At 44.6% G+C, this 26,339-nt stretch carries 18 protein-coding genes; 8 read left to right on the forward strand and 10 right to left on the reverse strand.

Going from position 1 to position 26,339, the window contains the following annotated elements; translation table 11 throughout:
• Positions 1-113: 113 nt before the first annotated feature.
• The 4 genes from glmM to rlmE form a co-directional block, all read right to left on the reverse strand.
• Positions 114-1,454 carry a phosphoglucosamine mutase gene (gene glmM / locus ATB74_RS12340; protein WP_060982626.1) on the reverse strand — a complete coding sequence of 447 codons (1,341 nt, stop codon included), beginning with the start codon at positions 1,452-1,454 and terminating at the stop codon, positions 114-116.
• A gap of 21 nt (positions 1,455-1,475) precedes the next feature.
• Complete coding sequence (gene folP / locus ATB74_RS12345; RefSeq protein ID WP_061018732.1) at positions 1,476-2,306, reverse strand: dihydropteroate synthase; 831 nt, start codon at positions 2,304-2,306, stop codon at positions 1,476-1,478.
• An 88-nt stretch (positions 2,307-2,394) separates the two neighbouring features.
• The gene (gene ftsH, locus ATB74_RS12350; protein ID WP_060982628.1) at positions 2,395-4,365 is read right to left on the reverse strand and encodes an ATP-dependent zinc metalloprotease FtsH; all 1,971 of its coding nucleotides are present in this window, start codon (positions 4,363-4,365) and stop codon (positions 2,395-2,397) included.
• A gap of 107 nt (positions 4,366-4,472) precedes the next feature.
• The gene (gene rlmE, locus ATB74_RS12355; RefSeq protein ID WP_017059396.1) at positions 4,473-5,102 is read right to left on the reverse strand and encodes a 23S rRNA (uridine(2552)-2'-O)-methyltransferase RlmE; all 630 of its coding nucleotides are present in this window, start codon (positions 5,100-5,102) and stop codon (positions 4,473-4,475) included.
• Positions 5,103-5,216: 114 nt separating this feature from the next.
• On the opposite strand from rlmE, the gene yhbY reads away from it, so the two are divergent.
• Positions 5,217-5,513, forward strand: coding sequence for a ribosome assembly RNA-binding protein YhbY (yhbY, locus tag ATB74_RS12360; RefSeq protein WP_004738252.1), 297 nt, complete (start codon positions 5,217-5,219; stop codon positions 5,511-5,513).
• A 125-nt stretch (positions 5,514-5,638) separates the two neighbouring features.
• Here yhbY and greA read toward each other — a convergent pair whose 3' ends face one another.
• Positions 5,639-6,112, reverse strand: coding sequence for a transcription elongation factor GreA (gene greA / locus ATB74_RS12365; RefSeq protein ID WP_061018733.1), 474 nt, complete (start codon positions 6,110-6,112; stop codon positions 5,639-5,641).
• A 515-nt stretch (positions 6,113-6,627) separates the two neighbouring features.
• On the opposite strand from greA, the gene ATB74_RS12370 reads away from it, so the two are divergent.
• Together ATB74_RS12370 and dacB are read left to right on the forward strand one after the other, a co-directional pair.
• Positions 6,628-7,644, forward strand: coding sequence for a porin (locus tag ATB74_RS12370; protein WP_061018734.1), 1,017 nt, complete (start codon positions 6,628-6,630; stop codon positions 7,642-7,644).
• A gap of 111 nt (positions 7,645-7,755) precedes the next feature.
• Entirely contained in the window at positions 7,756-9,174 is a 1,419-nt protein-coding gene (dacB, locus tag ATB74_RS12375; protein ID WP_061018735.1) for a serine-type D-Ala-D-Ala carboxypeptidase, read from the forward strand.
• A gap of 104 nt (positions 9,175-9,278) precedes the next feature.
• On the opposite strand, the gene ATB74_RS12380 is transcribed toward dacB, so the two are convergent.
• Both ATB74_RS12380 and tyrS read right to left on the reverse strand, forming a co-directional pair.
• A complete protein-coding gene (locus ATB74_RS12380) occupies positions 9,279-10,124 on the reverse strand; it encodes a magnesium transporter (protein WP_017068902.1) in 846 nt (281 codons plus the stop codon).
• Positions 10,125-10,484: 360 nt separating this feature from the next.
• Entirely contained in the window at positions 10,485-11,672 is a 1,188-nt protein-coding gene (gene tyrS / locus ATB74_RS12385) for a tyrosine--tRNA ligase (RefSeq protein ID WP_017059402.1), read from the reverse strand.
• Positions 11,673-11,801: 129 nt separating this feature from the next.
• On the opposite strand from tyrS, the gene ATB74_RS12390 reads away from it, so the two are divergent.
• Positions 11,802-13,091: a peptidoglycan DD-metalloendopeptidase family protein gene (locus ATB74_RS12390; RefSeq protein ID WP_061018737.1), complete on the forward strand. Its 1,290-nt coding sequence runs from the start codon at positions 11,802-11,804 to the stop codon at positions 13,089-13,091.
• Between the two features lie 96 nt (positions 13,092-13,187).
• On the opposite strand, the gene ATB74_RS12395 is transcribed toward ATB74_RS12390, so the two are convergent.
• The 3 genes from ATB74_RS12395 to erpA all read right to left on the reverse strand — a co-directional run bounded on the left by ATB74_RS12395 (position 13,188) and on the right by erpA (position 18,292).
• Positions 13,188-16,277 (reverse strand): efflux RND transporter permease subunit, encoded by a 3,090-nt coding sequence (locus tag ATB74_RS12395; protein WP_061018739.1) that lies wholly within the window; start codon positions 16,275-16,277, stop codon positions 13,188-13,190.
• 10 nt (positions 16,278-16,287) lie between these two features.
• Positions 16,288-17,412 carry an efflux RND transporter periplasmic adaptor subunit gene (locus ATB74_RS12400; RefSeq protein ID WP_061018741.1) on the reverse strand — a complete coding sequence of 375 codons (1,125 nt, stop codon included), beginning with the start codon at positions 17,410-17,412 and terminating at the stop codon, positions 16,288-16,290.
• Positions 17,413-17,950: 538 nt separating this feature from the next.
• Positions 17,951-18,292: an iron-sulfur cluster insertion protein ErpA gene (erpA, locus tag ATB74_RS12405; RefSeq protein ID WP_060982635.1), complete on the reverse strand. Its 342-nt coding sequence runs from the start codon at positions 18,290-18,292 to the stop codon at positions 17,951-17,953.
• Positions 18,293-18,588: 296 nt separating this feature from the next.
• Here erpA and hemL point away from each other — a divergent pair, with 296 nt between their 5' ends.
• The 4 genes from hemL (at position 18,589) to ATB74_RS12425 (ending at position 26,051) form a co-directional block, all read left to right on the forward strand.
• A complete protein-coding gene (gene hemL, locus ATB74_RS12410; RefSeq protein ID WP_060982636.1) occupies positions 18,589-19,884 on the forward strand; it encodes a glutamate-1-semialdehyde 2,1-aminomutase in 1,296 nt (431 codons plus the stop codon).
• Between the two features lie 342 nt (positions 19,885-20,226).
• Positions 20,227-21,312, forward strand: a complete 1,086-nt coding sequence (locus ATB74_RS12415) for an AI-2E family transporter (RefSeq protein WP_060982637.1) — start codon at positions 20,227-20,229, stop codon at positions 21,310-21,312.
• Between the two features lie 110 nt (positions 21,313-21,422).
• Positions 21,423-22,445, forward strand: coding sequence for a 16S rRNA (guanine(1207)-N(2))-methyltransferase RsmC (gene rsmC / locus ATB74_RS12420; RefSeq protein ID WP_061018743.1), 1,023 nt, complete (start codon positions 21,423-21,425; stop codon positions 22,443-22,445).
• Between the two features lie 216 nt (positions 22,446-22,661).
• Positions 22,662-26,051 (forward strand): response regulator, encoded by a 3,390-nt coding sequence (locus ATB74_RS12425; protein WP_060982639.1) that lies wholly within the window; start codon positions 22,662-22,664, stop codon positions 26,049-26,051.
• Positions 26,052-26,339: the final 288 nt, after the last annotated feature.

The raw sequence follows: 26,339 nt of genomic DNA on the forward strand, positions 1-26,339 counted from the left end.
GACACAAAACTCATTTACGTCTCTTTTGACCGTTATATCTCTTGACCGTGATATAACTCAATCACTTCTAATCACAGGCACTATTCATTGCACCGGTTAAGTAAAAGGTTAAATTAGCAGTTTGCTTTTACTGCATCGGCAATCTTAAGCGCGGATGCTTGAACAAGCTCAGCATCTTCGCCTTCAACCATCACGCGTAGTAGTGGCTCTGTACCAGATTTACGTAATAGCACACGACCTTTCTCGCCAAGCTCAGCTTCTACTTCAACAACCGCTGCTTTTACTGCTTCGGCTTCTAGTGGGTTTGAGTCTCCGCTGAAACGAACGTTTTCTAGAACTTGAGGGTACAACGTCATGCCTTGAGACAGCTCATTCAGAGTCATTTCGCTATCAACAACTGAAGCCAACACTTGCAGAGCAGCAACGATAGCATCACCCGTCGTCACTTTATCTAGTAGGATAACGTGACCCGAGTTTTCGGCACCGATCTTCCAGCCTTTAGCAAGAAGCTGTTCCATTACATAACGGTCACCAACAGCCGCACGTACAAACGGAATACCTAACTGCTTAAGGCCATTTTCCATACCAAGGTTGGTCATTAGTGTACCAACAACGCCACCTTTCAACTCACCACGGCGTAGGGCATCACGAGCGATGATGTAAGCGATTTGGTCACCGTCAACTTTGTTGCCTAGCTCGTCAACCATGATGATACGGTCGCCGTCACCATCAAAGCCCAGACCTAATGCCGCTTTTTCTTCAAGCACTTTTGCTTGCAGAGCACGTACATCGGTAGCACCCACTTCGTGGTTGATGTTAGTACCGTTTGGCTCAACACCAATCGCAATAACTTCAGCACCTAGCTCTTTAAATACAGCAGGTGCAATATGGTAAGTCGCACCATGAGCACAATCGACAACAATCTTCATGCCAGCAAGTGTCATCTGATTTGGGAATGTGCTCTTACAGAATTCAATGTAACGGCCAGCCGCATCGTTCAAACGTACCGCTTTACCAAGCTCAAATGAATCAACACATTCGATCTCTTTATCCAATTCTGCTTCAATTGCCAACTCGATATCGTCCGGTAGTTTTGTTCCCTCAGAAGAGAAGAACTTGATACCGTTATCGTAGTAAGGGTTGTGCGATGCAGAGATAACAATACCTGCTTCAGCGCGGAAGGTTTGAGTTAGGTAAGCAACAGCAGGTGTTGGCATTGGGCCAGTAAACGTAGCCTGCAGACCAGCAGCAGCAAGACCAGCTTCTAGCGCAGACTCAAGCATGTAGCCAGAGATACGAGTATCTTTACCAATGATGACTTTCTTTGTGCCCTGTTTCGCAAGAACACGACCCGCAGCCCAGCCAAGCTTCAGAACAAAATCAGGTGTAATCGGGTACTGGCCAACTTTGCCACGTACACCATCTGTGCCGAAGTAACGTCTCTTATCAGACATATTGATTTTCCTTAATTATGATTAGTGATTGTTATTCATCACTTCGATTATCTTCATCGCTTCCAATGTATCTTCAACATCGTGAACGCGAATAATTTGTGCGCCTTTCATTGCAGCGATAGTAGCGCAAGTGACGCTAGCGACCATGCAATCTGCCGGGGCTTTGTCTAATAGCTTAAAGATCATCGATTTTCTCGACATCCCCGCTAAGACTGGCAATCCAAGCCTGTGAAATTTTTCAAGGTGCGCCAATAGGTGGTAATTATGTTCAATGGTTTTACCAAAACCAAAACCTGGATCAAGAATCAACTGCTCTTTTGACATACCAACAGCCTCACAAGCCCCCACCCTTTCTTTTAAGAACGCTTCAATATCCATTAGGACATCATCGTAATTTGGGTTGGCTTGCATGGTTCTTGGCTGACCTTTCATGTGCATCAGGCAAACTGGCACATTAGCGTTGGCAGCTGCTTCTAGAGCTCCGGGCTCTTGTAATGCGCGCACATCATTGATCAAATCAGCTCCAGCTTCAACGGCTTGGCGCATCACCTCTGCTTTACTGGTATCAATAGAGATCCACACATCAAACTTGGCGCGAATTGCTTTAATGGCAGGGATAACACGAGCGAGTTCTTCTTCTAAAGATACGTCAGGGGCTCCCGGACGAGTTGATTCACCACCAATGTCAATAATGCTAACACCAGCTTGAATCATTCGCTCAGCTTGCAGTAAAGCATTATCTAATGAATTGAATTTCCCGCCATCAGAGAAAGAGTCAGGCGTGACATTGAGGATACCCATCACATGTGGGCGGTCTAAAACGAGCGTTTTATTATGTGCTTTTAATATCATGGAAGGCGGGTCTTAAAGGTAAAAACATCTAGGGCTATAAACAGAAAAACCCTGAGCGTACTCAGGGTTTTAATTTAAAGCTTATTGATTAAGAATCTTTGTTTTGAGCATCATCTGATTCAGACTTAACTTCTTCAACTTGCGACTCTTCAGCTTTTGGTTCGGCTTTAGCTTGCTCTTCTGATTTCGCTTCAGGTTTAGCTTCTTCCTTTGCAGGTTCTGCTTTCGCCTGATCACCCCAACCAGCTGGCTCACGAATGTCGTCTTTACGTTCCATCAAGTCATCAATCTGACCTGCATCAATCGTTTCAAACTTCATTAGCGCATCTTTCATCGAGTGCATAATATCCATGTTCTCTTCAAGAATTTGCTTCGCACGAGCATAGTTGCGGTCGATTAGAATACGAATTTCTTCATCGATCAGCTTAGTAGTATCGTCAGAAACATGTTTCGCTTGGCTCATGCCACGACCTAGGAACACTTCGCCTTCTTCTTCAGCATATAGAAGAGGACCCAGTTTCTCAGAGAAGCCCCACTGCGTAACCATCTTACGAGCAATATCAGTTGCACGTTCGATATCGTTAGACGCACCGGTCGAAACTTTGTCTTTACCGTAGATAAGTTCTTCAGCAAGACGACCACCGTACAAACTAGAGATCATTGATTCTAGATGTTGGCGAGACATGCTTACGCGATCCTGCTCAGGTAGGTACATAGTGACACCAAGCGCACGACCACGTGGAATGATTGACACCTTGTACACTGGATCATGCTCAGGAACCAGACGACCAACAATTGCGTGACCCGCTTCATGGTAAGCCGTTGACTCTTTCACTTCTTCAGACATCACCATTGAACGGCGCTCTGCACCCATCATGATTTTATCTTTAGCTAGTTCGAACTCAACCATAGATACATTGCGCTTGTTACCGCGAGCTGCAAATAGCGCCGCTTCGTTCACAAGGTTCGCAAGATCTGCACCAGAGAAACCAGGAGTACCACGAGCAATCAGAGATGGTTCAACATCACCCGATAGTGGCACTTTACGCATATGTACTTTAAGAATCTGTTCACGACCACGTACATCAGGCAGACCAACCACTACTTGACGGTCAAAACGACCAGGACGAAGTAATGCAGGGTCTAGTACGTCTGGACGGTTAGTCGCAGCAATAACGATAATACCTTCGTTACCCTCGAAACCATCCATCTCAACTAGCATTTGGTTCAGTGTTTGTTCACGTTCATCGTGACCACCACCTACACCAGCGCCACGTTGACGACCTACAGCATCGATTTCATCGATAAAGATGATACAAGGTGCTGCTTTCTTCGCTTGTTCGAACATGTCACGCACACGAGATGCACCAACACCAACAAACATTTCAACGAAGTCAGAACCAGAAATCGTAAAGAACGGTACTTTCGCTTCACCGGCAATCGCTTTTGCAAGCAATGTTTTACCCGTACCAGGAGGACCAACCAACAGGATACCTGTCGGGATCTTACCACCTAGCTTTTGGAAGCGGCTTGGGTCACGAAGGTAATCCACAAGCTCTTTCACGTCTTCTTTTGCTTCGTCACAACCTGCAACATCAGCAAACATCGTTTTGATTTGTTCTTCGCTCATCATTCGAGCTTTACTCTTACCGAAAGACATCGCGCCTTTACCGCCGCCGCCGCCTTGCATTTGACGCATGAAGAAAATCCACACACCAATCAGTAAGATCATAGGGAACCATGAGATGAAGATAGTGCCAAGCAGGCTCTGTTCTTCAGGTGGTGTACCCTGAACTTTTACGTTTTGATTAATTAAGTCATCAAGTAGCTTTTGATCATAAACAGGCATGTAAGTTACATACTTAGAACCACCACCACGACGTGTGAAAGTGATTTCGCTGTTATTGAACTGTGCGTCTTGAATCTGGCCTTGGCCAACTTCCTGTACAAACGTGGTGTAATCTACTGCTCTGCCGTTACTTTCTCCAGGGCCAAAGCTCTGGAATACCGACATCAACACTACCGCGATAACAAGCCACAGAATTAAATTTTTTGCCATGTCACTCAAGGTGTAAGCCTCTCGATAACTAATTGTAATTAAAGGTAGGGTACTACAGTTTGTAACCTGTAGCCATGTTGTTAACTCTCACTATTGGAAGAGAATCGTTAACCTTTGTAACCAGTGGCTACGATAAACACTTCACGAGAGCGAGCTCGAGAAGAGTCGGGTTTTCTGACTTTTACTGTTTTAAACATCTCGCGGACGTCCTTAACGTATTGGTCAAACCCTTCGCCTTGGAATACTTTTACAACAAAACTACCATTGGTAGCTAGAACTTGTCGACACATATCCAAAGCTAATTCAACTAAATACATAGCTCTTGGCTGATCCACAGAATTGTTGCCTGCTATATTAGGTGCCATATCTGACATCACGACATCAACCATGTTTGGTTGTATACGCTCCAACAAGGCATCTAGCACTGCTTCTTCGCGGAAATCGCCTTGTAAAAAGCTAACACCAGCAATCGGGTCCATTGGTAACAAATCACACGCAATGATTTGTCCGTTGTCTCCAACAATCTTAGCAGCATATTGAGACCAACCGCCAGGCGCTGCACCCAAATCCACAATGGTCATCCCAGGAGACAGCAATTTATCTTTCGTTTGAATCTCTTCCATTTTGAAATAAGCACGTGAACGATAGCCTTTCTTTCTTGCTTCATTTGCGTACTTGTCGTCGAAGTGCTCCTTCAACCAACGGCCTGAACTGGCCGAGTGTTTCTGTTTGCTCATTGGATACCTAAATTGGAGGAAAGTACTAATTGCTGAATAAATTATAGTCTTCAGCTTTAGATGGCGTTAAAATAGGTTTTTTCAACCCTAATAGTAAAGAAAATTGGCCGCGTAATGAACCTAAGTACCAAACAAAAGCAGCATCTAAAGGGCCTAGCTCACAGTTTAAAACCTGTTGTGCTAATGGGCGCAAATGGACTTACTGAAGCTGTTCTAGCGGAAATCGAATTAGCTCTAGACCACCACGAACTGATCAAGATTAAAGTTGCATCAGAAGACCGTGAGACTAAGCAACTGATTATCGATGCAATTGTACGTGAAACTAAAGCTGAGAAAGTACAGACTATCGGTAAAGTTCTAGTACTGTTCCGTCAGTCAGAAGCACGTAAAATCGAGATTCCACGTAAATAAGCGAGCTTAATATAAGCTAACTTCACTAAGAGAAAACCACAGCGCTTATCTTTTAGTGTAGCGTGAGAAACGAAAAAGGTCGCATTAAGCGACCTTTTTACTTATCAGAAACAAAGAAAATTCAATTAGATATATTCTACTTTGTCGATTTCGAAATCTTTATCGCCACCAGGTGTAGAGATAATAACCTCATCGCCTTCCATCTTACCGATAAGACCACGTGCAATTGGTGATTTCACAGAAATGCGACCAGTTTTGATGTCAGCTTCATCTTCAGAAACGATCTGGTAGCGGAATTCTTCATCCGTATCGACATCGATCAAAGTTACTGTCGTACCAAAGATAATCTTACCCGTATTATCCATCTGAGTTACGTCAATGATCTGAGCTAGCGATAGCTTATATTCTATATCTCGAATTTGAGCTTCACAGATACCCTGCTCTTCACGAGCAGCGTGGTACTCTGCATTCTCTTTCAAATCACCGAGTTCACGTGCTTCACCAATAGCTGCTGAAATAATAGGACGTAGCTTAAGTAGGCGATCTAATTCGTCACGTAGCTGCTGAGCGCCACGTACTGTCATTGGAACCTTTTCCATTTTTTACCTCTATGCCAAAGCTTTCTTTGGCCAACATAAATCCACCCAACATACTTATTGGGTGGTAGAAACAAAACGATTTGGCTTAGTGTAAACAAACTTGATGGCTAAATCACCTTTATTCCACTTTGTCTTATAAAAGCTTTATCTAGCTCTAAATTACAGACATCACAAAAATGAATAATAACCTTCCCATCAATAAGTCAGCAGTCAAATACCTAAAAAAAACAAAAACAAACCAAATAAACGCAGATCACACTTTTAGAATACAACCACAAAAACAACAACTTAAACATAAACAAACACAATAAAACAGTGTTCAGTTTTTCAATTTATATCATTTTACTAACTAGCTAAGGAACTTTAGGGGTAAAAAGTAACTCATGGATTGCACTGGCATTTTTTAGCGTTCTGACCTAATCATGGTTATGAAGCCTGATTAATACAGGCAAGACACTAAAAGGATTCAAATCCTTAATAAATACCTTTATGGACAGTAATTAGGAATTAATAACATGAACAAGACTATGATCGCGCTTGCTGTATCTGCTGCAGCTCTTGCTACTGGCGCTAATGCGGCAGAACTATACAACCAAGACGGTAACTCTGTTGAAATGGGCGGCCGTGCTGAAGCTCGTCTATCTATGAAAGATGGTAAAGCTGAAGACAAAACACGTGTTCGTCTTAACTTCCTAGGTAAAGTTGAAATCCAAGACGGCCTATACGGTGTTGGTTTCTACGAAGGCGAATTCACAACTGCTGAAAACGGCGGCTCTACTGATAACAACGACGGTAGCATTACAAACCGTTACACATACGCTGGTCTAGGCGGTACATTCGGTGAAGTAACTTACGGTAAAAACGACGGTGCTCTTGGCGTTATCACTGACTTCACAGATATCATGGCTTACCACGGTAACTCTGCGGCAGACAAAATTGCTGTAGCTGACCGTTCAGACAACATGCTTTCTTACAAAGGCCAATTCCAAGACCTAGGTCTTAAAGCAAGCTACCGTTTTGCAGACCGTGATGGTGTTGATAATAACGGTGAATTCACAGACAACGGTAAAGACGGTTACTCTCTATCTGCTATCTACGCAATCGGCGAAACTGGCGTTAAGCTAGGTGCTGGTTACGCAGACCAAGACCAATCTAATGAGTACATGCTTTCAGGTTCTTACGCTATCTCTGATCTTTACTTCGCAGGTGTATTCACTGACGGCGAAAAAGCAGCAGTATTCAAAGATTCTGTTGACTACACAGGTTACGAATTAGCAGCGGCTTACACTCTAGGTCAAACTGTATTCACAACTACGTACAACAACGCTGAAACTAACGACGAAACGTCTGCAGACAACATCGCAATCGACGCGACGTACTACTTCAAGCCTAACTTCCGTGGCTACGTATCGTACAACTTCAACCTAATCTCTGAAGGCGATAAGATCGGTAGCACTGCGCTACTAAGCTCTTCAGCCACTTCTGCTGACGCTGAAGACGAGCTAGCTCTAGGTCTACGTTACGACTTCTAATTCTGATTATCTAATTGTTTAATTAGTTAATTGAGAATCAAAACGCCCGCTATCTAGCGGGCGTTTTTTATATCTGTATACTGAAAATATCAGCCATCCAAGAAATCTTCTATGCGCCTTCTATCCACATTACTTGTATGTAGTTTTTCCATTAGCGCTTTCGCTTACGCCCCTCTAGATAAATTACCCGATGGCAGTAGCACCAGCGTAATCTTAGAATCCCTGAGAGGCGATTCAAATAAAATGAATTCCAACACTGATGACTTCTATCCACCGGCCAGTACTTTAAAGCTGGTGACAGCTTTGGCGGCTAAGTTGGAGCTAGGAGATGACTTCCACTACACGACCAGCATTGTTCGTTCTGGGAGTGACTCAATCATTTCATTTAGTGGCGACCCAACACTACAACGAGAACAGCTAAAAAGTCTTTTAGCTCAATACGCTAAGTCGCAATCTAAAACCATCGAAGGTAACTTGTATCTCGATAGTTCAGCTTTTACTGGCTATCAGCGAGCCGTTGGTTGGCCTTGGGACATTCTAGGCGTTTGTTACAGCGCGCCTTCGAGTGCAATGACTTTGGACAGCAACTGCGCACAAGCCTCTATTTATACAAAAGATAACGGCAGCACTCGGGTCTATATTCCGGCTCACTACCCGATAGATGTGACAACCTCTGCAGCCACGGTAACTCGCTCTGGGCAGAAGGCAACACAATGCGACTTAGAGCTAATCACCACGCCAGATAATGCTTACAAGCTCTCTGGTTGCCTCGTTGAACGTAAAAAGCCACTCCCTCTCAAGTTCGCGATTCAAAATCCAGAACTTTACACCTATCAAGTCGTTACATCGCTTCTCAAAGAACTGAAAATAGAAGTAAAAGGTGATGTGATTATTGGTAAAAAAACTAAACCTGGCAAGACCACGTTAGTCGCTAGTCACAACTCAGAGAAACTTCCTGAACTGCTCGATATCATGCTCAAGAAGTCGGATAACCTTATCGCAGATAATCTAACTAAAACTCTGGGTGCGACATTTTATGTTCAACCAGGTAGCTTCAATAACGGCACTGAAGCGATAAAGCAGATATTGCTGACCAAGGCTAATATTGACCTCAGTAAAGCGCAGCTCGTCGATGGTTCAGGGCTATCTAGAAATAACCGAATGAGGTCGCAGACGATGGCACAGGTGCTTCGTTATATCTGGGAAAATGATCAGCAGCTAAACTTAATCGAGGCAATGCCTACATCTGGCACTGATGGAACGCTCAAATACCGTCAAAGCATGAGAAAAGCACCGATCCAAGGCAACATTGTTGCAAAGAGCGGATCTTTATATGGCAGTTACAACATGGCGGGATACGGATTAGATAAAACAGGGAATCCAAACTCTCTGTTTGTGCAGTTTGTCCGTGATTACTTCCCTGAAGAACAAGATCCAGACAAGCCAGTAGAAGCGCCAATCACCCAGTTTGAACGTGCTTTCTACAAAGATGTGGTCGAATTCAGTCAAACACAAAGTGAATCTCAGTAGTGGTTAACGTGTGTAAACGGTTAATTACACGATAAAAAATGGCGCTGAAGATCTTCAGCGCCATTTTCATTTCTAAGATGTATTTTAGCTATTTTTAGAAGCTTTTAAGCGATTCCTAGGAATGAGTTCACGACAGTAAAGTAGATCCACATTCCTGAGATATCCACTATCGAAGCGAGTACAGGACTCACTAACACCGCAGGATCAAGCTTAAATAGCCTAGCGACTATCGGTAACCCACCGCCGAGCACGGTAGATATGGTCACCTGAATAAATAGCGCTACCGCAATCGCTAACGCAATCATGTTGATGTCATAACCACCTGTCGATTGGTTTTCGCTAAATAGCAAAATACGCCCAATCATCACCACTGCAATCGCAAGTGCTAAGCAGATGGCGACTCTAAACTCCTTCCATAGAACGTTAGCCCATTGGCGTTTTTTCAACTCCCCCGTGGCTAAGGCTCTGATGACCAAAGTCGCAGCTTGTGTTCCGGTGTTACCACCCGCAGCTGCAATCACCGGCATGTAGATTGCCAAAAGTACCAACTGACTAAGAATGTCTTCATATTGAGCAATGATAAGGCCTGAGACGATTCCCAATAGTGCTAATGCAATAATCCAACCGATTCGCTGCCTAACGTGGCTCATGACGCCAGTAGAAAGGTAGCCCTGCTGAGGTTCTACCTCTGAGTAGATCAGCCCTAGTTGGTGAGCTAGATGTCGAGAGCGCTTCTCAAAACCCTGCTCTTCTAGCTCACTAAGTAAAGTCTGAATCGTACTAAGAGAGCATTGCCCCAGTACTAACACCGCATCTTCAAGCGGCATACGGTTCAAAAGGTTAATTTGTTGTTCACGTCCGTACTGTTGAAAAGCATTAGATACAGCTTGGATGTCTTGCTCTGAGTACAGAGCTTCAATAGATAAAAAAGTGTTGTTCATTACCGTCATGGCGAATCTCCCGATTGGCAAAGGTAACGACCATCAAAACAAATAGCATAGATTTATGCGCACCAAGAGCTGAAAGCTACTGGTGTGTCTACTTGTTAGAATCTAGTGTGTGGAAAAGAATGAGGGGGAAAAACAAAGATACCCTACCTGAACGGCAGGACAATAGATCAATACCGAGACAGGTTATTCTTCTCCATTCAAACTAGGAGGATGGTCGGTATTGTTCATAAAAATCTCCAGAATTACTGTCAATATGACAGCGCGCACAGTGTAGCAATGCACGTTCAAAAACTTCGTCAACTTTGTGTCAATAAAAAAGGCATCCGTAGATGCCTTGTATTCAATTATTGACGTGCTTTATTACTTAATAGTAATACGAGCAAACTTACGTTTACCTACTTGGTAAACCGCAGTACCCGCTTCAGGTACGAATTTGCTGTCTTCAATCTTCTCGCCTTCAAGCTTAGCCGCGCCTTGCTTAATCATACGCATCGCATCAGAAGTAGAGTTTACAAGACCTGCTTCTTTTAGAACGTTAGCGATTGGTAGACCTGCTTCGAATTCAAATTCAGGCATTTCATCAGGAACTTGGTTCTTAGCAAAACGGTTAACGAACTCTTGCTCAGCAGCTTCAGCATCGGCTTCACTGTGGAAACGAGCAATGATCTCTTTAGCAAGAAGTACTTTGACGTCACGCGGGTTCTTACCTGCATCAACGCCAGCTTTCAGTTCCGCAACTTCTTCAAGAGGACGGAAAGACAGTAGCTCGTAGTAGCTCCACATTAGATCGTCAGAGATAGACATGATCTTACCAAACATCTCGCTTGGAGCTTCGCTGATACCGATGTAGTTGTGCGCAGACTTAGACATCTTCTTAACGCCGTCTAGACCAACCAGTAGTGGCATCATCAATACCGCTTGTGGTTTTTGACCTGCTGCTTTTTGCAGTTCACGCCCCATTAGCAGGTTAAACTTCTGGTCAGTACCGCCAAGCTCAACATCGCTCTCTAGTGCAACAGAGTCGTGACCTTGTAGAAGTGGGTACATGAATTCGTGGATTGCGATCGGTTGACCACCAGCGTAACGCTTTTTAAAGTCATCACGCTCAAGCATACGAGCAACAGTTTGGTTAGAAGCAAGACGAATCATGCCTTCAGCACCAAGCTCAGATAGCCACTCAGAGTTAAAACGAATTTGTGTTTTCGCAGGATCTAGAATCTTGAATACTTGCTCTTTGTAAGTTTCAGCATTCTTCAATACGTCTTCACGGCTTAGCGGTGGACGCGTTGAGTTTTTACCTGATGGGTCACCAACCATTGCAGTGAAATCACCGATAAGGAATGTCACTTCATGACCAAGCTCTTGGAAAGCACGAAGCTTGTTAAAGATAACCGTATGGCCTAGGTGGATATCTGGAGCTGTTGGATCGGCACCCAGCTTAATGCGTAAAGGACGACCTTCTTTTAATTTAGCAATCAGTTCGTCTTCTGGAATCAGTTCTTCTACGCCACGTTTGATCTCGGCTAGTGCAGCTTCAATACTCGCCATTCTTGTTCACTCCCACAGATTTGGCAAAAATACATTAATTAGACATCTTACTTGAATAGCGATGTATTTTGAAACCAGTTACACTATTCCGTCGTCTATTTTCATAATATTTACTGAAAGAACCGGAACATGTTGTCTATTTTTGCACGCCTTCCTATTTTGCACCGGGCTTTTATCGCATTTTTTAGTGCCGTAATTTTTGTCGCGATTTTCTTACTCCCCGACGTCAACAGTTTGCGTGACGATTCAGGCGCTTTAGTTGTGGGGAAACATTACCCATTGACGATCAATACCTCTGCGCTTATTAGTTCAAGTGACGCTCCACCGACGGCAGTGCTCAATTGGGAGAAATACACCGTTCGCTCTGGCGAAAGCACCTCTGTTTTATTTGAACGTATTGGCCTTTCATACCGCCTGCTGATCACGCTACTCAATACCAATAATGATATTAAGAAGCAGCTGTCTAACCTAAGACCTGGCGATGTATTGCAGTTCGGCTTCGATGAAAACAACGACCTTATTCAGTTAAAACGACAACTTAGCGCGTTTGAAAGCTTCAAGATCACTAAGTCTGGCGATTCCTTCTCCTCTAGCTTCGACAAAAAAGAAGTGGCCTACCAATACAATTATGCCGAAGCCAACATCACCTCTAATTTCTGGAACGCTGGCGTAAGCGCAGGTTTAACCGCAAACCAAATTATGGAACTGGCGGGCATCTTCGGTTGGGATATCGACTTTGCGTTAGATATTCGTAAGAACGACAGCTTCAAAATCTTATACCAAGAGAAAGTGGTTGAAGGTGAAGTGGTTGGTCGCGGTAAGATCATGGCTGCCGTATTCAAAAACCAAGGCGATTCATTTACCGCGGTATTAGATGATAAGAGCGGCAACTACTTCGATGAAAATGGTCGAGCAATGAAGAAGGCGTTCTTGCGCTCACCGATTGATTTTCGTCGCGTAACATCGAACTTTAACCCTACTAGGAAACACCCAGTAACCGGTAAGGTTCGCGCTCACCGAGGTACTGACTACGCAGCTCCTGTTGGCACGCCTATCTGGGCAGCCGGTGACGGTATTGTTCAGAAGTCGGGTTACAACCAATTCAATGGTAACTACGTGTTTATCCGCCACAGCAACACCTACATCACCAAGTACCTGCACATGAAGCGACGTATGGTGAAAACTGGTCAGCGCGTAAAACAAGGCCAAACCATTGGTACTTTGGGTGGCACAGGTCGTGTAACTGGCCCGCACTTACACTATGAATTCTTGGTTAATGGCGTACATAAGAATGCGCGTACCGTGAAATTGCCTCAATCTAAGTCGTTAACGGGTAAAGCAAAAGCAACATTTATTGCGAACTCAGAGATTCGATTGAATAACCTTGAGCGATACGGTCAGTTACTCGCGACTAATTAAGTTACTAGCGAATAATTAGGTCAAGAACCATATAAACTAACGAAAAGAGCGCCCACCAAGGCGCTCTTTTTTATGTTCATAGAACCACTGCATCTACTATTTTTCAGGCTTCTTGTCTCGCCCTAGCATTAATAGACAAGGCGTCAGTACTAAGGTCAATACTGTCGCGAATGCCAAACCTCCTGCAATTGCCGTAGCGAGTTGCGACCACCACTGCGTGCTCGGTGCGCCAAATTCTATCTTTTGATTAATCAAGTCCATGTTCATCTCTAACACCATCGGCATTAAACCTAAGATAGTCGTGACCGTAGTGAGCATTACAGGTCTTAAACGCTGAACTCCGGTTCTTAGAATCGCATCTCGCTTGTCCAAGCCTCTTTTAATCAACTGGTTATAGGTATCGATCAGCACAATGTTGTTGTTCACCACTATACCTGCCAGTGCAATAACTCCAATACCAGACATCACGATGCCAAACGGGCGCTGGAAGATAAGCAAACCAACAAATACGCCTACCGTCGAAAACAACACCGCACTAAGAATCAAAAACGCTTGATAGAAGCTGTTGAACTGAGTGATCAAAATCAAAGCCATTACCGCCAAAGCAACCAAGAAAGCACTTTGTAAGAAGGCTGACGAGTTTTCTTGCTCCTCATTTTGACCGCGAATACGAAACTCGACACTACTTGGTAAACCTAACTCATTTAACGCTTGCTCGATCTTTGGCAGCTCGAGCGCAAGGTTATAGCCCTCTTCCATATCCGCCATGATGTTTACTACACGCTTACCATCAAGACGTTTGATCGTATCTTGCTTATGGTCGGGAACAATCTCAGCAAAGTTTGTGATCGGTACCAAGCCTGCAGGTGTTTTGACTCTCAACTGGTCAAATCGTCCAATATCCCTTTTATCATTCGGGTAACGCACCAAGATATCGACCTCTTCTGAAGAGTCATCAGGCAGATAATCACCAATCTTGAGACCATTAGTCACGAATTGAACGGTATTACCCACCAAGGTCGCATCAGCAGCAAAGCGCGCAGCATCGTCGCGGCGAATATCCACCTTCCAGTCGATGCCATCTTTACTCGCGGTATCACTGATATTAGTTAGCGCTTGATTACCATCCGCCCAACCTCTCACGATCTTTGCCGCCTGATTCAGTTGATCTGGCGTTCTTGCCGACAGCTCAATCACTAAGTCATTCTCAACCGGAGGTCCGGCATCGGGAAACTTGTATTCAATCTCGACACCAGCGTATTGATCGGTTTTCACCTTTAACTCATCAATGATTGCTTTGACGCTGCGGCGGTATTGCCAATCAACAGGCGTAATCGAGATCAAACCAATCTGGTCGTCACCACCAGTACGCGTGTAAACGGTATCGAACTCATCATGATTGAGCATCATTAGCTCAATATCGCGCATGATGTCATCTTTTTCTTGGATAGACAGATCACCATGTGAGCGAACTTTGACATTAAAGAATGGCGGATCAACCTCAGGGAAGAACTCTGCACCGAGTCCCGCCTTTGAATACGTAAAGCCAACCGCAACTGCGAGTAGTATCGCGCTACACAAAATTTTAAACGGGTGCTTAATTGCTAAAGAAAGTGTGTGGTAATACGCTTTTGTTAAACCTGCCGCCTGAGTAAAATCGCCGTTATGCAGAGCGACCATTCGAGCTTGGTTCTGCGGCGAAACGTACTGAGGTTTACCAATCAAGCCGCCTAATACGGGCACAAACAACAGCGCCATAATCAATGATGCGGTTAATGTCGCGATCAATGTTAATGGCAGGAACTTCATGAATTCGCCCGTCACATCCGGCCAAAACAATAACGGAGCAAATGCGGCCAAGGTTGTGGCTGTCGATGCGGTTATTGGCCACGCCATCCGTTTCGCTGCATCTCGGTAAGCGGCTTTGCGCCCTTCCCCCTCTTGCATGCGCCTGTCTGCAAATTCGGTCACCACAATCGCACCGTCTACTAGCATCCCCACCGCCATAATCAGCGAAAACAGCACCACGATGTTAACGGTTAAACCGAATACAGACAGAACCAATAACCCCGTCAGGAATGAACCAGGAATGGAGATACCCACTAACAAAGCGGTACGCACACCAAGAATCGCGATGATAACGATCACCACCAGAATAATGGCGGATAAGATATTGTTTTGAAGATCGTTGAGCATGATCTTCACATCTTTAGATTCATCCCAAGTGTACTTAACCAATAAGTTATTTGGCCATTCAGCTTGCTGCTGAGCACCAGCCATTACCGCTTTGACTAGCTCAACGGTTTCAATGATGTTTTCACCCGCACGTTTCTTGATATCCAAGACAACCGCGGATTTGCCATCTAAACGGGCAAAGCTTTCAGGATCTCGAAACGCTCGGCGAACCGTAGCCACATCGCCAAAGGTTACTACCTGTTTACCATCAACTTTGATTGGCAACTCAAGTACGTCTTTTAAGGAGTTAAACACAGAAGGGACTTTGACAGAAAAACGTCCGTAGCCAGTATCAACAAAACCCGCGGCAACCACTCGGTTATTCAAAGCGATCAAGTTGTAGATATCCGCTTGATCTAGGCTGTAACTCTCCATCAATAATGGATCAACGATGATTTCAACGATGTCCTCTCTATCACCTGCAATATCGACCTCTAATATCTGGCGATAGCTTTCGAGTTTATCTCCCACTTCTCTAGCAATTTGTACGATAGTGCGCTCAGGAACGGTACCGAATAGCACAACAGACAGAACAGGTTGCTCCGAAGCCAGCGTCACCTCATTTACGGTTGGCTCATCACTGTCTTCTGGCAGTTTTGGTTTAGCCAGAGCAACCGCGTCACGCACATCAGCCATCGCTTTGGTGAGATCGACGCCAACATTAAACTCCAACACAACAGAGGCGTGCCCTTCTGCTGCAGTTGCTGTCATCTCTTTTACGCCCTCAATCGACCTCAGCTCTTGCTCTATCGGCCTAACCAATAAGCGTTCTGCATCAGTTGGCGAAATACCTTGGTGCCCGACAGAAACGTAAATAATCGGGATAGTAATATCGGGGCTCGATTCTTTGGGAATCGTGATATAGGTGACGACACCGGCTACAAGGATTAACGCCAAAAGGGAGAGCATTGTTCGAGCACGAGACAAGGCTGCATCAATAATTGAATACATCGGCAATCTCCTACTCTGCGGTTACATTTGAGAGTTCAGCACCTTGCTCAACAGCAATCACAGAATCACCATCACGCACAAAGCCTTGGCCTACTGTGATGATGTCGACGCGCTGCCCCAGCCCAGTGAGCCACACTCCATCTTGTTCTGCCTTTACAAGCTGAATGCCTACAAACTTCACCGTTAGTGAGTCACTAGCAGAGACCAAGGTTTTGACCCCGAGGTTACCCGCCTCATCCAATGCCAGCATCGCCGGTGTTATCTTGATTGCGTCTCTTGTTTCTAGGTTGAGTTTCACTTCAGCGCTGACACCTGCTGGTAATAGGCCTTTGGAATTATCGATTTCTATCTCGATCGGGAAGGTATTAGTAGAAGCAGAAGATATTCGAGAAACATAACGTAAACGGCCTTCCGCTTCTTCTCTTCCCAGCAAGCGAACCAAGGCAGACTGATTAACTAACAAATGCTGGATATGACGTTCACTGACATCGGCTTCGATGACCAGAGGATCGAGGTCAATCACGCCCGCGACCGGATCGCCAACCCCAACAAAGTCACCAAGCTCAACCATCAAGTCTTGAACCACCCCAGAAAACGGGGAAGTAATTACAGTATTCTTTAAAACCAGTTCCGCATTGCGCATCATGGCTTTTGCTTCTGTTAATGAAGCCTCTGCTGTGGTGTAAGCTATCTCGCCTTGTAACCCTCTTTTCTTCAACGACTGCGCCGCTTTGAACTCTTTCTGCTTCAAGCGATATAAAGCGGAGGCTCGCTCAAGTTGAATTTCTAAATCACCCTTATCTATCTGGGCAATGGCTTGTCCAGCTTTAACCATATCCCCTTTAACAACGTTCAATCTGACAATCTTGCCCGCGACTTCCGCACCTAGACGAGCATGCCTATCGGGCGCTGTTCTTCCATAGAGATCAATAGTCTTAAAGGTCGGTGATGAAGTGAATGTTTTAAAGGAAACTTTAGCCAACGGGATGTCTGTCGCCTTTTTTTCAGGCGGCTCTTCCGCTTGCCCCACCCCTAAACCAAGCCAAATAGACAACAGCACAACTAGAGTCAGAGAAACCAGCCACGGCTGCTTCAATTTCTGAAAAAGTGGTGAGTTAGAAAATAGAGTGGGCATAACAAATCCTTTTGTCCGATGTAATTCAGGCGCGCTAGTTGGCTTAATAGCGTGATGTGCAACTTCCTTATGCACAAAGGTAACCTTAACAGACCAATCATCAACGAAGTTGGACGCTATCGACAGTTTAAAAAATATGCCGTGTACTAAAAATCAGGGGAATGCTTTGAAAAGTAATAAGTTACTAGGGCGTGTTGACCTTTCGTGGTTAAATTTTGTTCGAGATAAAAGCGTTTTAATCGCGGCGAGGGGGAAGTAGCCTAGTCATTCTAAGCAAATCTCCCTCAACAAAGAGTAAAACGCTTTTAGCCGAACCCTTCGGGCAGCGTTTGCTGGTCATTTCTACTACGTTATCGGCTTCTTATGTAGGCTAGCTACACATCAAAGCCTCTGCCTTGTATAAATACCCAGCAACTCGCTGCAAAAATCAGCTCGAAAGATCAACACGCCCTAAGTAAAAACAAAAACGCCGAACATAAGTTCGGCGTTTGAAATGTATCTAATGCAGCTTTGAACTCAAGCTATTTTTCAGCAAGTTCTAGACGCTAAATGATGCACCACAACCACATGTTGTTGTTGCATTCGGGTTATTTACAAAAAAGCGTGCGCCTTCTAAGCCTTCAGTGTAATCCACCATGCCACCAATTAGATATTGAAGGCTCATTGGGTCCACAACCAACGTTACGCCACTATTTACGATAGTAGTGTCGCCATCATTTACTTTCTCATCAAATGTGAAGCCGTATTGGAAACCACTACAACCACCGCCCGTAATGTATACACGCAGTTTTAGATCTGGATTTTCTTCTTCCGCAATTAACGTTTTTACACGAATTGCAGCTGCATCAGAAAAAGATAATGGGATATTTGCTTCGCTCACGACAACCTCTCTTACCTGTGTCAAAAACAACATGATACAAATCTAATTCGAGACCATAGTTGTTGAGTATTTTCTTATATTCTGCTGATTATCCAATACCTGACTGAAACGTTCAAGTATTCACCACCGGATCACCCCTTTTAGTGCAGTAAAGTAGTCAATATCGAGCAATTAAAACGTGTAACCACACAAAACAACCAGATTCGGGCGATTATATCAGCGAAAGCATTCCTAGTTGGATTGTGGATAGGTACAATGCGTGCCAATTGGTCCGACAGTCAAAAGAGGATATATCAATGACCAAATCAGCAGAGCTGTACGAAAAAGCACAGCAAACTATTCCTGGTGGCGTAAACTCTCCAGTTCGTGCATTCAATGGCGTAGGTGGTTCTCCAATCTTCGTTGAACGCGCTGATGGCCCACTTATTTTTGATGCTGATGGTAAAGCGTATATCGATTACGTTGGCTCTTGGGGTCCAATGATCCTTGGTCACAACCACGCTGTTATTCGTGATGCTGTTATTGCAGCAGCTCAACGCGGTCTTAGCTTCGGAGCTCCAACCGAAACTGAAATCAAAATGGCTGAACTTGTCTCTGAGATGGTTCCATCAATGGAACAGCTACGTATGGTGAGCTCGGGTACAGAAGCAACAATGAGTGCGATTCGTCTAGCTCGTGGCTTCACTGGTCGTGACAAAATTCTTAAGTTTGAAGGCTGCTACCACGGCCACGCAGACAGCCTACTTGTAAAAGCAGGTTCTGGCGCACTAACTTTAGGTCAACCAAGCTCACCAGGCGTACCAGCTGATTTCGCTAAGCATACGCTTACTGCAACCTTCAACAACCTAGATTCAGTACGTGAACTGTTCGCGGCAAACAAAGGCGAGATCTCGTGCATCATCGTTGAGCCAGTAGCGGGTAACATGAACTGTATCCCTCCTGTAGAAGGCTTCCACGAAGGTCTACGTGAGATCTGTGATCAAGAAGGTGCACTGCTAATCTTTGATGAAGTAATGACAGGTTTCCGCGTTGCTGAAGGCTGTGCTCAGGCTTACTACAACATCAAGCCAGATCTAACGTGTCTTGGTAAAGTAATCGGCGGCGGCATGCCAGTGGGTGCTTTCGGTGGTCGCAAAGAAGTGATGCAATACATCGCACCTACAGGCCCCGTTTACCAAGCGGGTACTCTTTCAGGTAACCCTGTTGCAATGGCTGCTGGCTACGCTTGTTTGAACCTTCTAAGAGAAGAAGGCAACGAAAAGCGTCTAGCTTCAAAAACTAAGCAATTAGCAAATGGCTTCAAGCAACTTGCTGACAAACACGGCATCCCAATGCTAGTTCACCAAGTTGGTGGTATGTTTGGTTTCTTCTTCACAGACCAAGAAACTGTGACGTGCTACGAAGATGTAACTAAGTGTGATGTAGAACGCTTCAAGCGCTTCTTCCACCTAATGTTAGATCACGGTGTTTACCTTGCACCTTCAGCATTCGAAGCAAGCTTTACTTCTCTTGCTCACGGTTCAAAAGAACTTGATGCAACACTAGAAGCCGCAGACCGCTCTCTTGCGATCATTGCAGCTGAAAGCAAATAATCGAAAGCACTTTATAAGTCGCTAACTGATTGAATTTAGGGCTGCATTAGGTGCGGCCCTTTTTTTACGCCACGTTCATCAACTGTGAATATGGCAGCTTGCCTATCAGCCAACTAAGACCAAAATTGAACTAAAAACACCTAACGTTCCCAAAAAAGAAAAACCAACAGCATCAAAGTACCTAGGAACATTCTGAACCAAGGGATCTCTTTTTTTGTTTGCTGTTCTTCATCTTGGCATTTCTTATCTTTATTACAGCATCCCATTATCAAAACTCCTCATTGCTAACTCTCTGTTTTGCAGCCATTATAAACTTAGAACGCAAATATAGAGACCATTACCGTGTCAGAAAAAATTAAAATCAATTCCAGTCACTGGGTGATCATCATTGCCTTACTTGCGGCTGCTTATGCTTGTTACCTGCTTATCGAGCCGTACGTTAATTCAATTGTAATGGCTTTCATCATTTCACTGTTGATGTTCCCGATCCACGAGTGGCTTGAAAAGAAGATTCCGAATAAAGAAAACATCGTCTCTCTGCTGTCTTGTGTCATCCTGACTTTCATTATTGTGATTCCTTTATTAGCAGTGTTCGCAGCGATTGTGCAGCAAGGTTCTCTGTTCTCTCAGAACACTTACCAATGGGTGACACACGGCGGTATTCAGACTCTGTTTGAGCACCCTATCGTTGTTAAAGCACTGTCGTTCGTAAATAACTACCTGCCTTTTGATAACATTGAACCTAAAGCCATCGCACAGAAAGTTGGCGAATTCGCGACAAGTTTTGGTTCTAAGCTGGTTGGGATCAGTGCGAAAATCTTAGGTGATGCGACTAATTTCTTGATGGATTTCTTCTTGATGCTGTTCGTTTTGTTCTTCTTATTAAGAGATCACGACAAAATCATTAGTGTGGTGCGTCATATTCTTCCGCTATCTCGTAGCCAAGAAGACAAGCTTCTAACAGAGATAGAGCAAGTATCTAAATCAGCAGTAATGGGCTCATTCTTAACGGCCATCGCGCAAGGCTTTGCGGGTGGTTTAGGTATGTGGATTGCTGGTTTCCCTGGGTTGTTCTGGGGAACCATGATGGGCTTTGCCTCTTTCATCCCAGTTGTGGGAACCGCTCTCATCTGGATCCCTGCTGCGACATACTTGTTCCTAACAGGCGATACCACTTGGGCGATTTTCCTAACGGTTTACTGTGTAGCAATTGTTGGTTCAATTGATAACCTGCTACGTCCGTTGTTGATGCAAGGCAGTGCAGGCATGAATACCCTAATGATCTTCTTCTCACTGTTAGGTGGTATTCAACTGTTTGGCCTAATTGGTCTTATCTATGGCCCACTAATCTTTGCAATTACCATTGTCCTATTCAACATCTACGATGAAGAGTTTAAAGACTTTTTAAACCAGCAAGACAAGAGTTAATCAACGGCTCAGCAACTTGGTTGCCGAACGAGTATTAAACACTTCAAGCTTTGGGCGGATTATGCGAAAATCCGCCCTCATTTTTTGCTAACGATTCAACAGAGTATCCTATGTCAGCTTATATTGCCCCAAGCCAGATTGCTCAACGCCAACTCGCCTACTTTGAAGGCAAACATGTTTTAGTTGCAGGTGAGGCAGAAGACTTGTTCCCTGTTGAGTTAGCGAAACATTGTGAATCTGTCTCTGTATTTACGTCTAATTACAGCTACTACCGTCAATTGGAAGGCTGTAACACCATCCAACGTTTTTACGGTGCTGAGTTTACTGAAGAGACCAAAGCAGACTTAGTGATGCTGTATTGGCCAAAGGCCAAGGCAGAAGCAGAATTTTTGTTAGCGATGTTATTTGCCAAGCTAGGCAAAGATACCGAAATCGTCGTGGTTGGTGAGAACCGCTCAGGCGTGAAAAGCATCGAGAAGATGTTTGCTCCTTATGGCAAAGTCGTTAAATACGATTCAGCACGTCGCTGCTCTTTCTACTGGGGTCAATGCTTCGAGCAACCACAAGCGTTCAACCTACAAGACTGGTTTAAGACCTACACGGTTAACATTGATGAACAACCTCTGACGGTAAAAAGCCTTCCTGGCGTCTTCAGTCACGGTCAATTCGATGTCGGCAGCCAACTTCTGCTTGATACTCTGCCAAAACTAAAAGGCAAAGTACTGGACTTTGGTTGTGGTGCAGGCGTATTAGGCGCGGTAATGGCATCTCGTAACCCTGATATCGAACTAGAAATGTGCGACATCAGTGCATTTGCCGTGGCATCCAGCCAAGCAACGCTAGAAGCGAACGGTTTAACGGGTAAAGTCTTCGCTTCAGATGTCTATTCTGATACTGCAGAAGATTACCAGTTCATCATCAGTAATCCACCATTCCACTCAGGTTTGGATACTAGCTACAGTGCGACTGAGACCTTACTTGCTCAGGCTCCTAAGCATTTGAAACGTTCCGGTGAGATGATTATTGTTGCGAACAGTTTCTTAAAATACATTCCAATTATTGAACAAGCGTTTGGAAAATGCGCGACTCTAAATAAGACCACTAAATTCGCGATTTATCACGCAAACAAATAGCCTACCTAGCACAGCGCAGGGTCATTATCTGCGCTGTCTGTTCATATTTTTGTCAAAACTCTATAAAAATGAGCTTTTGCACACGCTTTAAATACCACTTACTTGTCAAAGTAAAAAAACTCGTTAATTTCGTTAAATTGGAACCCGTTAATTCTATTCTCTGTACTTGTTTTCGCCCCTTTTAGCAGTACATCAAAGGAAAGTAGTACCCAATTTATGTTTAGATTCTATCGTAAGCAGAAGTTTAAGCGCCTTCAAAATACCCTAATGCTGGCATTTCTTGTCCTCAGTATTACCCCAGTGACACTTATCGCGATATTTTTCCTCCAATCGCACAGTCAGGATCTCCAGGAACAAAGCACCTCACACCTTGTTTCGGTTCGTGATACTAAGCAACAGCAAATTGTCGATTACCTACAAGCCCAAGAATCCCAAGTTATGGGCTTTGTTCGCTCAGAATTGGCCAATGCCAGTGGCGGGCGATTTTATGGTTTGATCAATGCTTTCCAACGATTGGGGTTAGATATTGACGAGGCACGCAGTAATGCGCAACAACGCTACATTCAGGGATCTGGCGATCAAATCAAAACGTCGATTCTTCCAGAGTCCAGTAGTTTTATTGGCAGCGAGCGTTATCGCCTACTTCACAAGCGCTACCATAATGCTTACCTAGAGCTGCTTAAACGCTCTGATTTTGACGATATTCTCTTGGTTGATATCAACGGTAACGTCGCTTATTCCGTCTTTAAAAATGATGATTACGGCACCAATCTGCTGACAGGAAAATACAAGGACTCCAACCTAGGTATTACCTTTCAACGACTAGCGAAAGACGTAACCGACCGACGAAAATCTAACGAAGATTACACGCCGGTTATCGTTTCTGACTTTAAAGACGAGAACGGCAAGCAGACCGCATGGCTAGGCGCACCTATCGTTCAACAGGGCTACCTACACAGTTACGCGATGTTTAGATTGCCAATCAACGGCATTACTAAGCTGATTGCGGATCTCAACAAGAGTTCGAATATTCAAACACTGCTTGTGGGTGATGATCACCTGCCGCGTAGCCTTGCTCATTCACAAGAATCTATCAACTTAAGCTTAGATGTTGTCGATAAAGCATTGGCTGGCGAAACAGCGGTTGGCACCTTCGACAACACCCTGAATCAAGCGATCATCGCAGCCTATACACCAATTGAACTCAAGTACGCGACTTGGGCTCTTGTTGTCGAGCTTCCGGAGAAAGAGGCATTTGCCCGTATTCATCAGTTAGAAAAGATCTTCGTGATAGTGATGTTAACCGCGATCATTCTGGTTGTTGTCGCATCGCACTATCTGTCTAACTTCATCACCTCACCGCTACTTAAACTGACGTGGGCAGCCGAGAAAGTTTCTGCGGGTGATCTTGATGAGACGATGATCAATACCGAACGTAAAGATGAAATCGGTCGTTTGGCGGTAAGCTTTGAACGAATGCAGCGCTCCATTCGTGAAAAGATGCTGCTTATCAAAAGCCAAAATGATGAGCTTGAAGACAACCTCAAGACCATTAAAAAGCAAAACGAAGATTTGCAGCTGGCTAACAAACTCAAAGATGAGTTCTTAGCAACCACCTCTCACGAATTGAGAACACCACTGCATGGCATGGTTGGTATTGCTGAAGCGTTGATATCTGGAGCGAATGGTCCTATTCCTGCTAATCAGAAGTATCAGTTGGATATCATCATCAACAGTGGTCAGAGATTGGCGACCTTGGTTGATGATCTGCTTGATTATCACAAGATGCGCTATGGCAGCTTGGACATTAAGAAGTCAGCCGTTGATTTGTCTGCAGCCACCAGCTTGGTCCTAGAGTTGTCTCATCACCTGTTGGGTAATAAGCCAATCCGTATTATTAACCAAGTGCCAAGTGATTTAGGGCTGGTTTCATCGGATCCTCAACGACTTGAGCAAGTGATGTATAACTTGGTCGGCAATGCCATCAAGTACACCTCAGAAGGTAAAATTGTTATCTCTGCCAGCGTTATCGACGACAACATTCGTGTACAAGTTGTCGATACTGGCCAAGGTATTCCAGCCGAGTATCTTGAACACATCTTTGAGCCATTAATTCAAGCAGGACAAGATGCGAGTAACTACCGCCAAGGTGCTGGGCTTGGATTATCGATCAGTCGTCAGTTAATTGAGTTAATGGGCGGTTCGCTGTACGTAAGTAGCCAGCCAATGCTTGGCACTACGTTTAGCTTTACCCTGCCCCTAGCTACTCAAGATGAGCTGGACAGTTACAACGAATCAGGTCACTACTCGCACTTCCAAGCACCTGATTTAATTGATAACAGCCAACAAGAAAACAGTGTTATCAGTGAAAACCCAGATGGTCCGTTACTGGTTATCGCCGATGATGAGCCGGTTAACCTGCGAGTATTAGACAGCTTCTTGAAGTTAGAAGGCTATCGAGTACGTACCGCATGTGACGGTCCTGAAACCATTGAACTGATTGAGAAAGAGAAGCCAGAGCTGCTTCTGCTCGATATAATGATGCCAGGTATGAGCGGCTATCAGGTTTGTGAAGCACTGCGTAAGCAATACGATCATGCTCAATTGCCAATCATCATGCTAACAGCACTCAACCAAGCAGAAGACCGTGTCCGAGGTTTCGAAGCGGGTGCCAATGACTACTTGTCTAAACCGTTCAACAAACAAGAACTGGCGGCTCGAATAACAGCGCATCTATCAGCAAGTAAAGCCGAACAGAGACGCCTTGAAAACGACCAACTGCAACTCGAGCTCAAACATAGAGCGATGGTTGAGGCTAACCTGTTGGAAACTCAAGGACGGTTACTAGAACAGTTAGAGTCGGCACCTGAGGCTATCATCTGTATTCGTGATGACCAACGTATTCGCTTTGCTAACGAAGCCGCAGCGAAGCTATTCAGACGCGGACAAGAACAACTTAAACGCTCAATGGCTGACGAGATCATCGCACCTAAATACCTTAAGGTGGAACAAGCACACTACTGCGGTGACATTGATATCTATATAGATGACACACGTCAGCGCATACCAAGTGACATCCTTAAGCTACCTGAAGGCTCAGGGCTCGACACCATGTATATCTTTAATGTAGGCGGTGGGGTTAACTCAAACCGAATCAATAACCTTGAGACTGCAGTTGAGGCTCTTTCAAGTTATGCCTTTGAAGGCGACAAAGATAAGCTACAGCAGCTTAAGGAGCTTGGTGGTGAATTTACTCGCCTTGCTGACAAGGCAACTGGTGAAGGTAAAAACAAACAAGAGTTGATGCGTGAGGTACTGGTAGATGCCATGACCAATGCCATCCTTTACTGGGAATCGGTTACTGGTGAAACCAAGTTTGCTTTCGCAGAGAAGAGTGGCTTGTGGCGTGTCTACTTAGACCGCAGTACCCTTCAGACTCGAACGCTAGACAAATACCTGCGTGTAGAAACCCTACCGAAAACACCTCGCTGGCGAACGGTACTGAGCTCAATCGAATTCATACTGGAACACTGTAAAGAACAGACACCAGAGAGAACGCATATTGAGATGCTAAGGGATAAACTACAGAAACTACTGACCAGTTAAACCTTAACCGATACCTCCTTATTAGCCCACCTAGCGTGGGCTTTTTTGTGGATATCATTCGTGTAATCAAAACACAAGAATGTCCATTCAAATACACTTCTTTCACGGTGTTAAACAAGCAAAATGACACGTTACTCAAGCTTAAACAATCACCTGCTCAATCGCTATTTAGAAGCTTATTCTTGGCTGAATTTCACAGTTCTCCGACTCTTTGTTGCAGTTTGAGAAGCGAGTCACAACAGAACGGCAGATTTAATTTTCTAGGGAAATTTAACGTAAAACCGGCAA

Origin of the sequence: Vibrio splendidus (genome assembly GCF_001557875.1) — a bacterium.
Taxonomy (GTDB): domain Bacteria; phylum Pseudomonadota; class Gammaproteobacteria; order Enterobacterales; family Vibrionaceae; genus Vibrio; species Vibrio splendidus_F.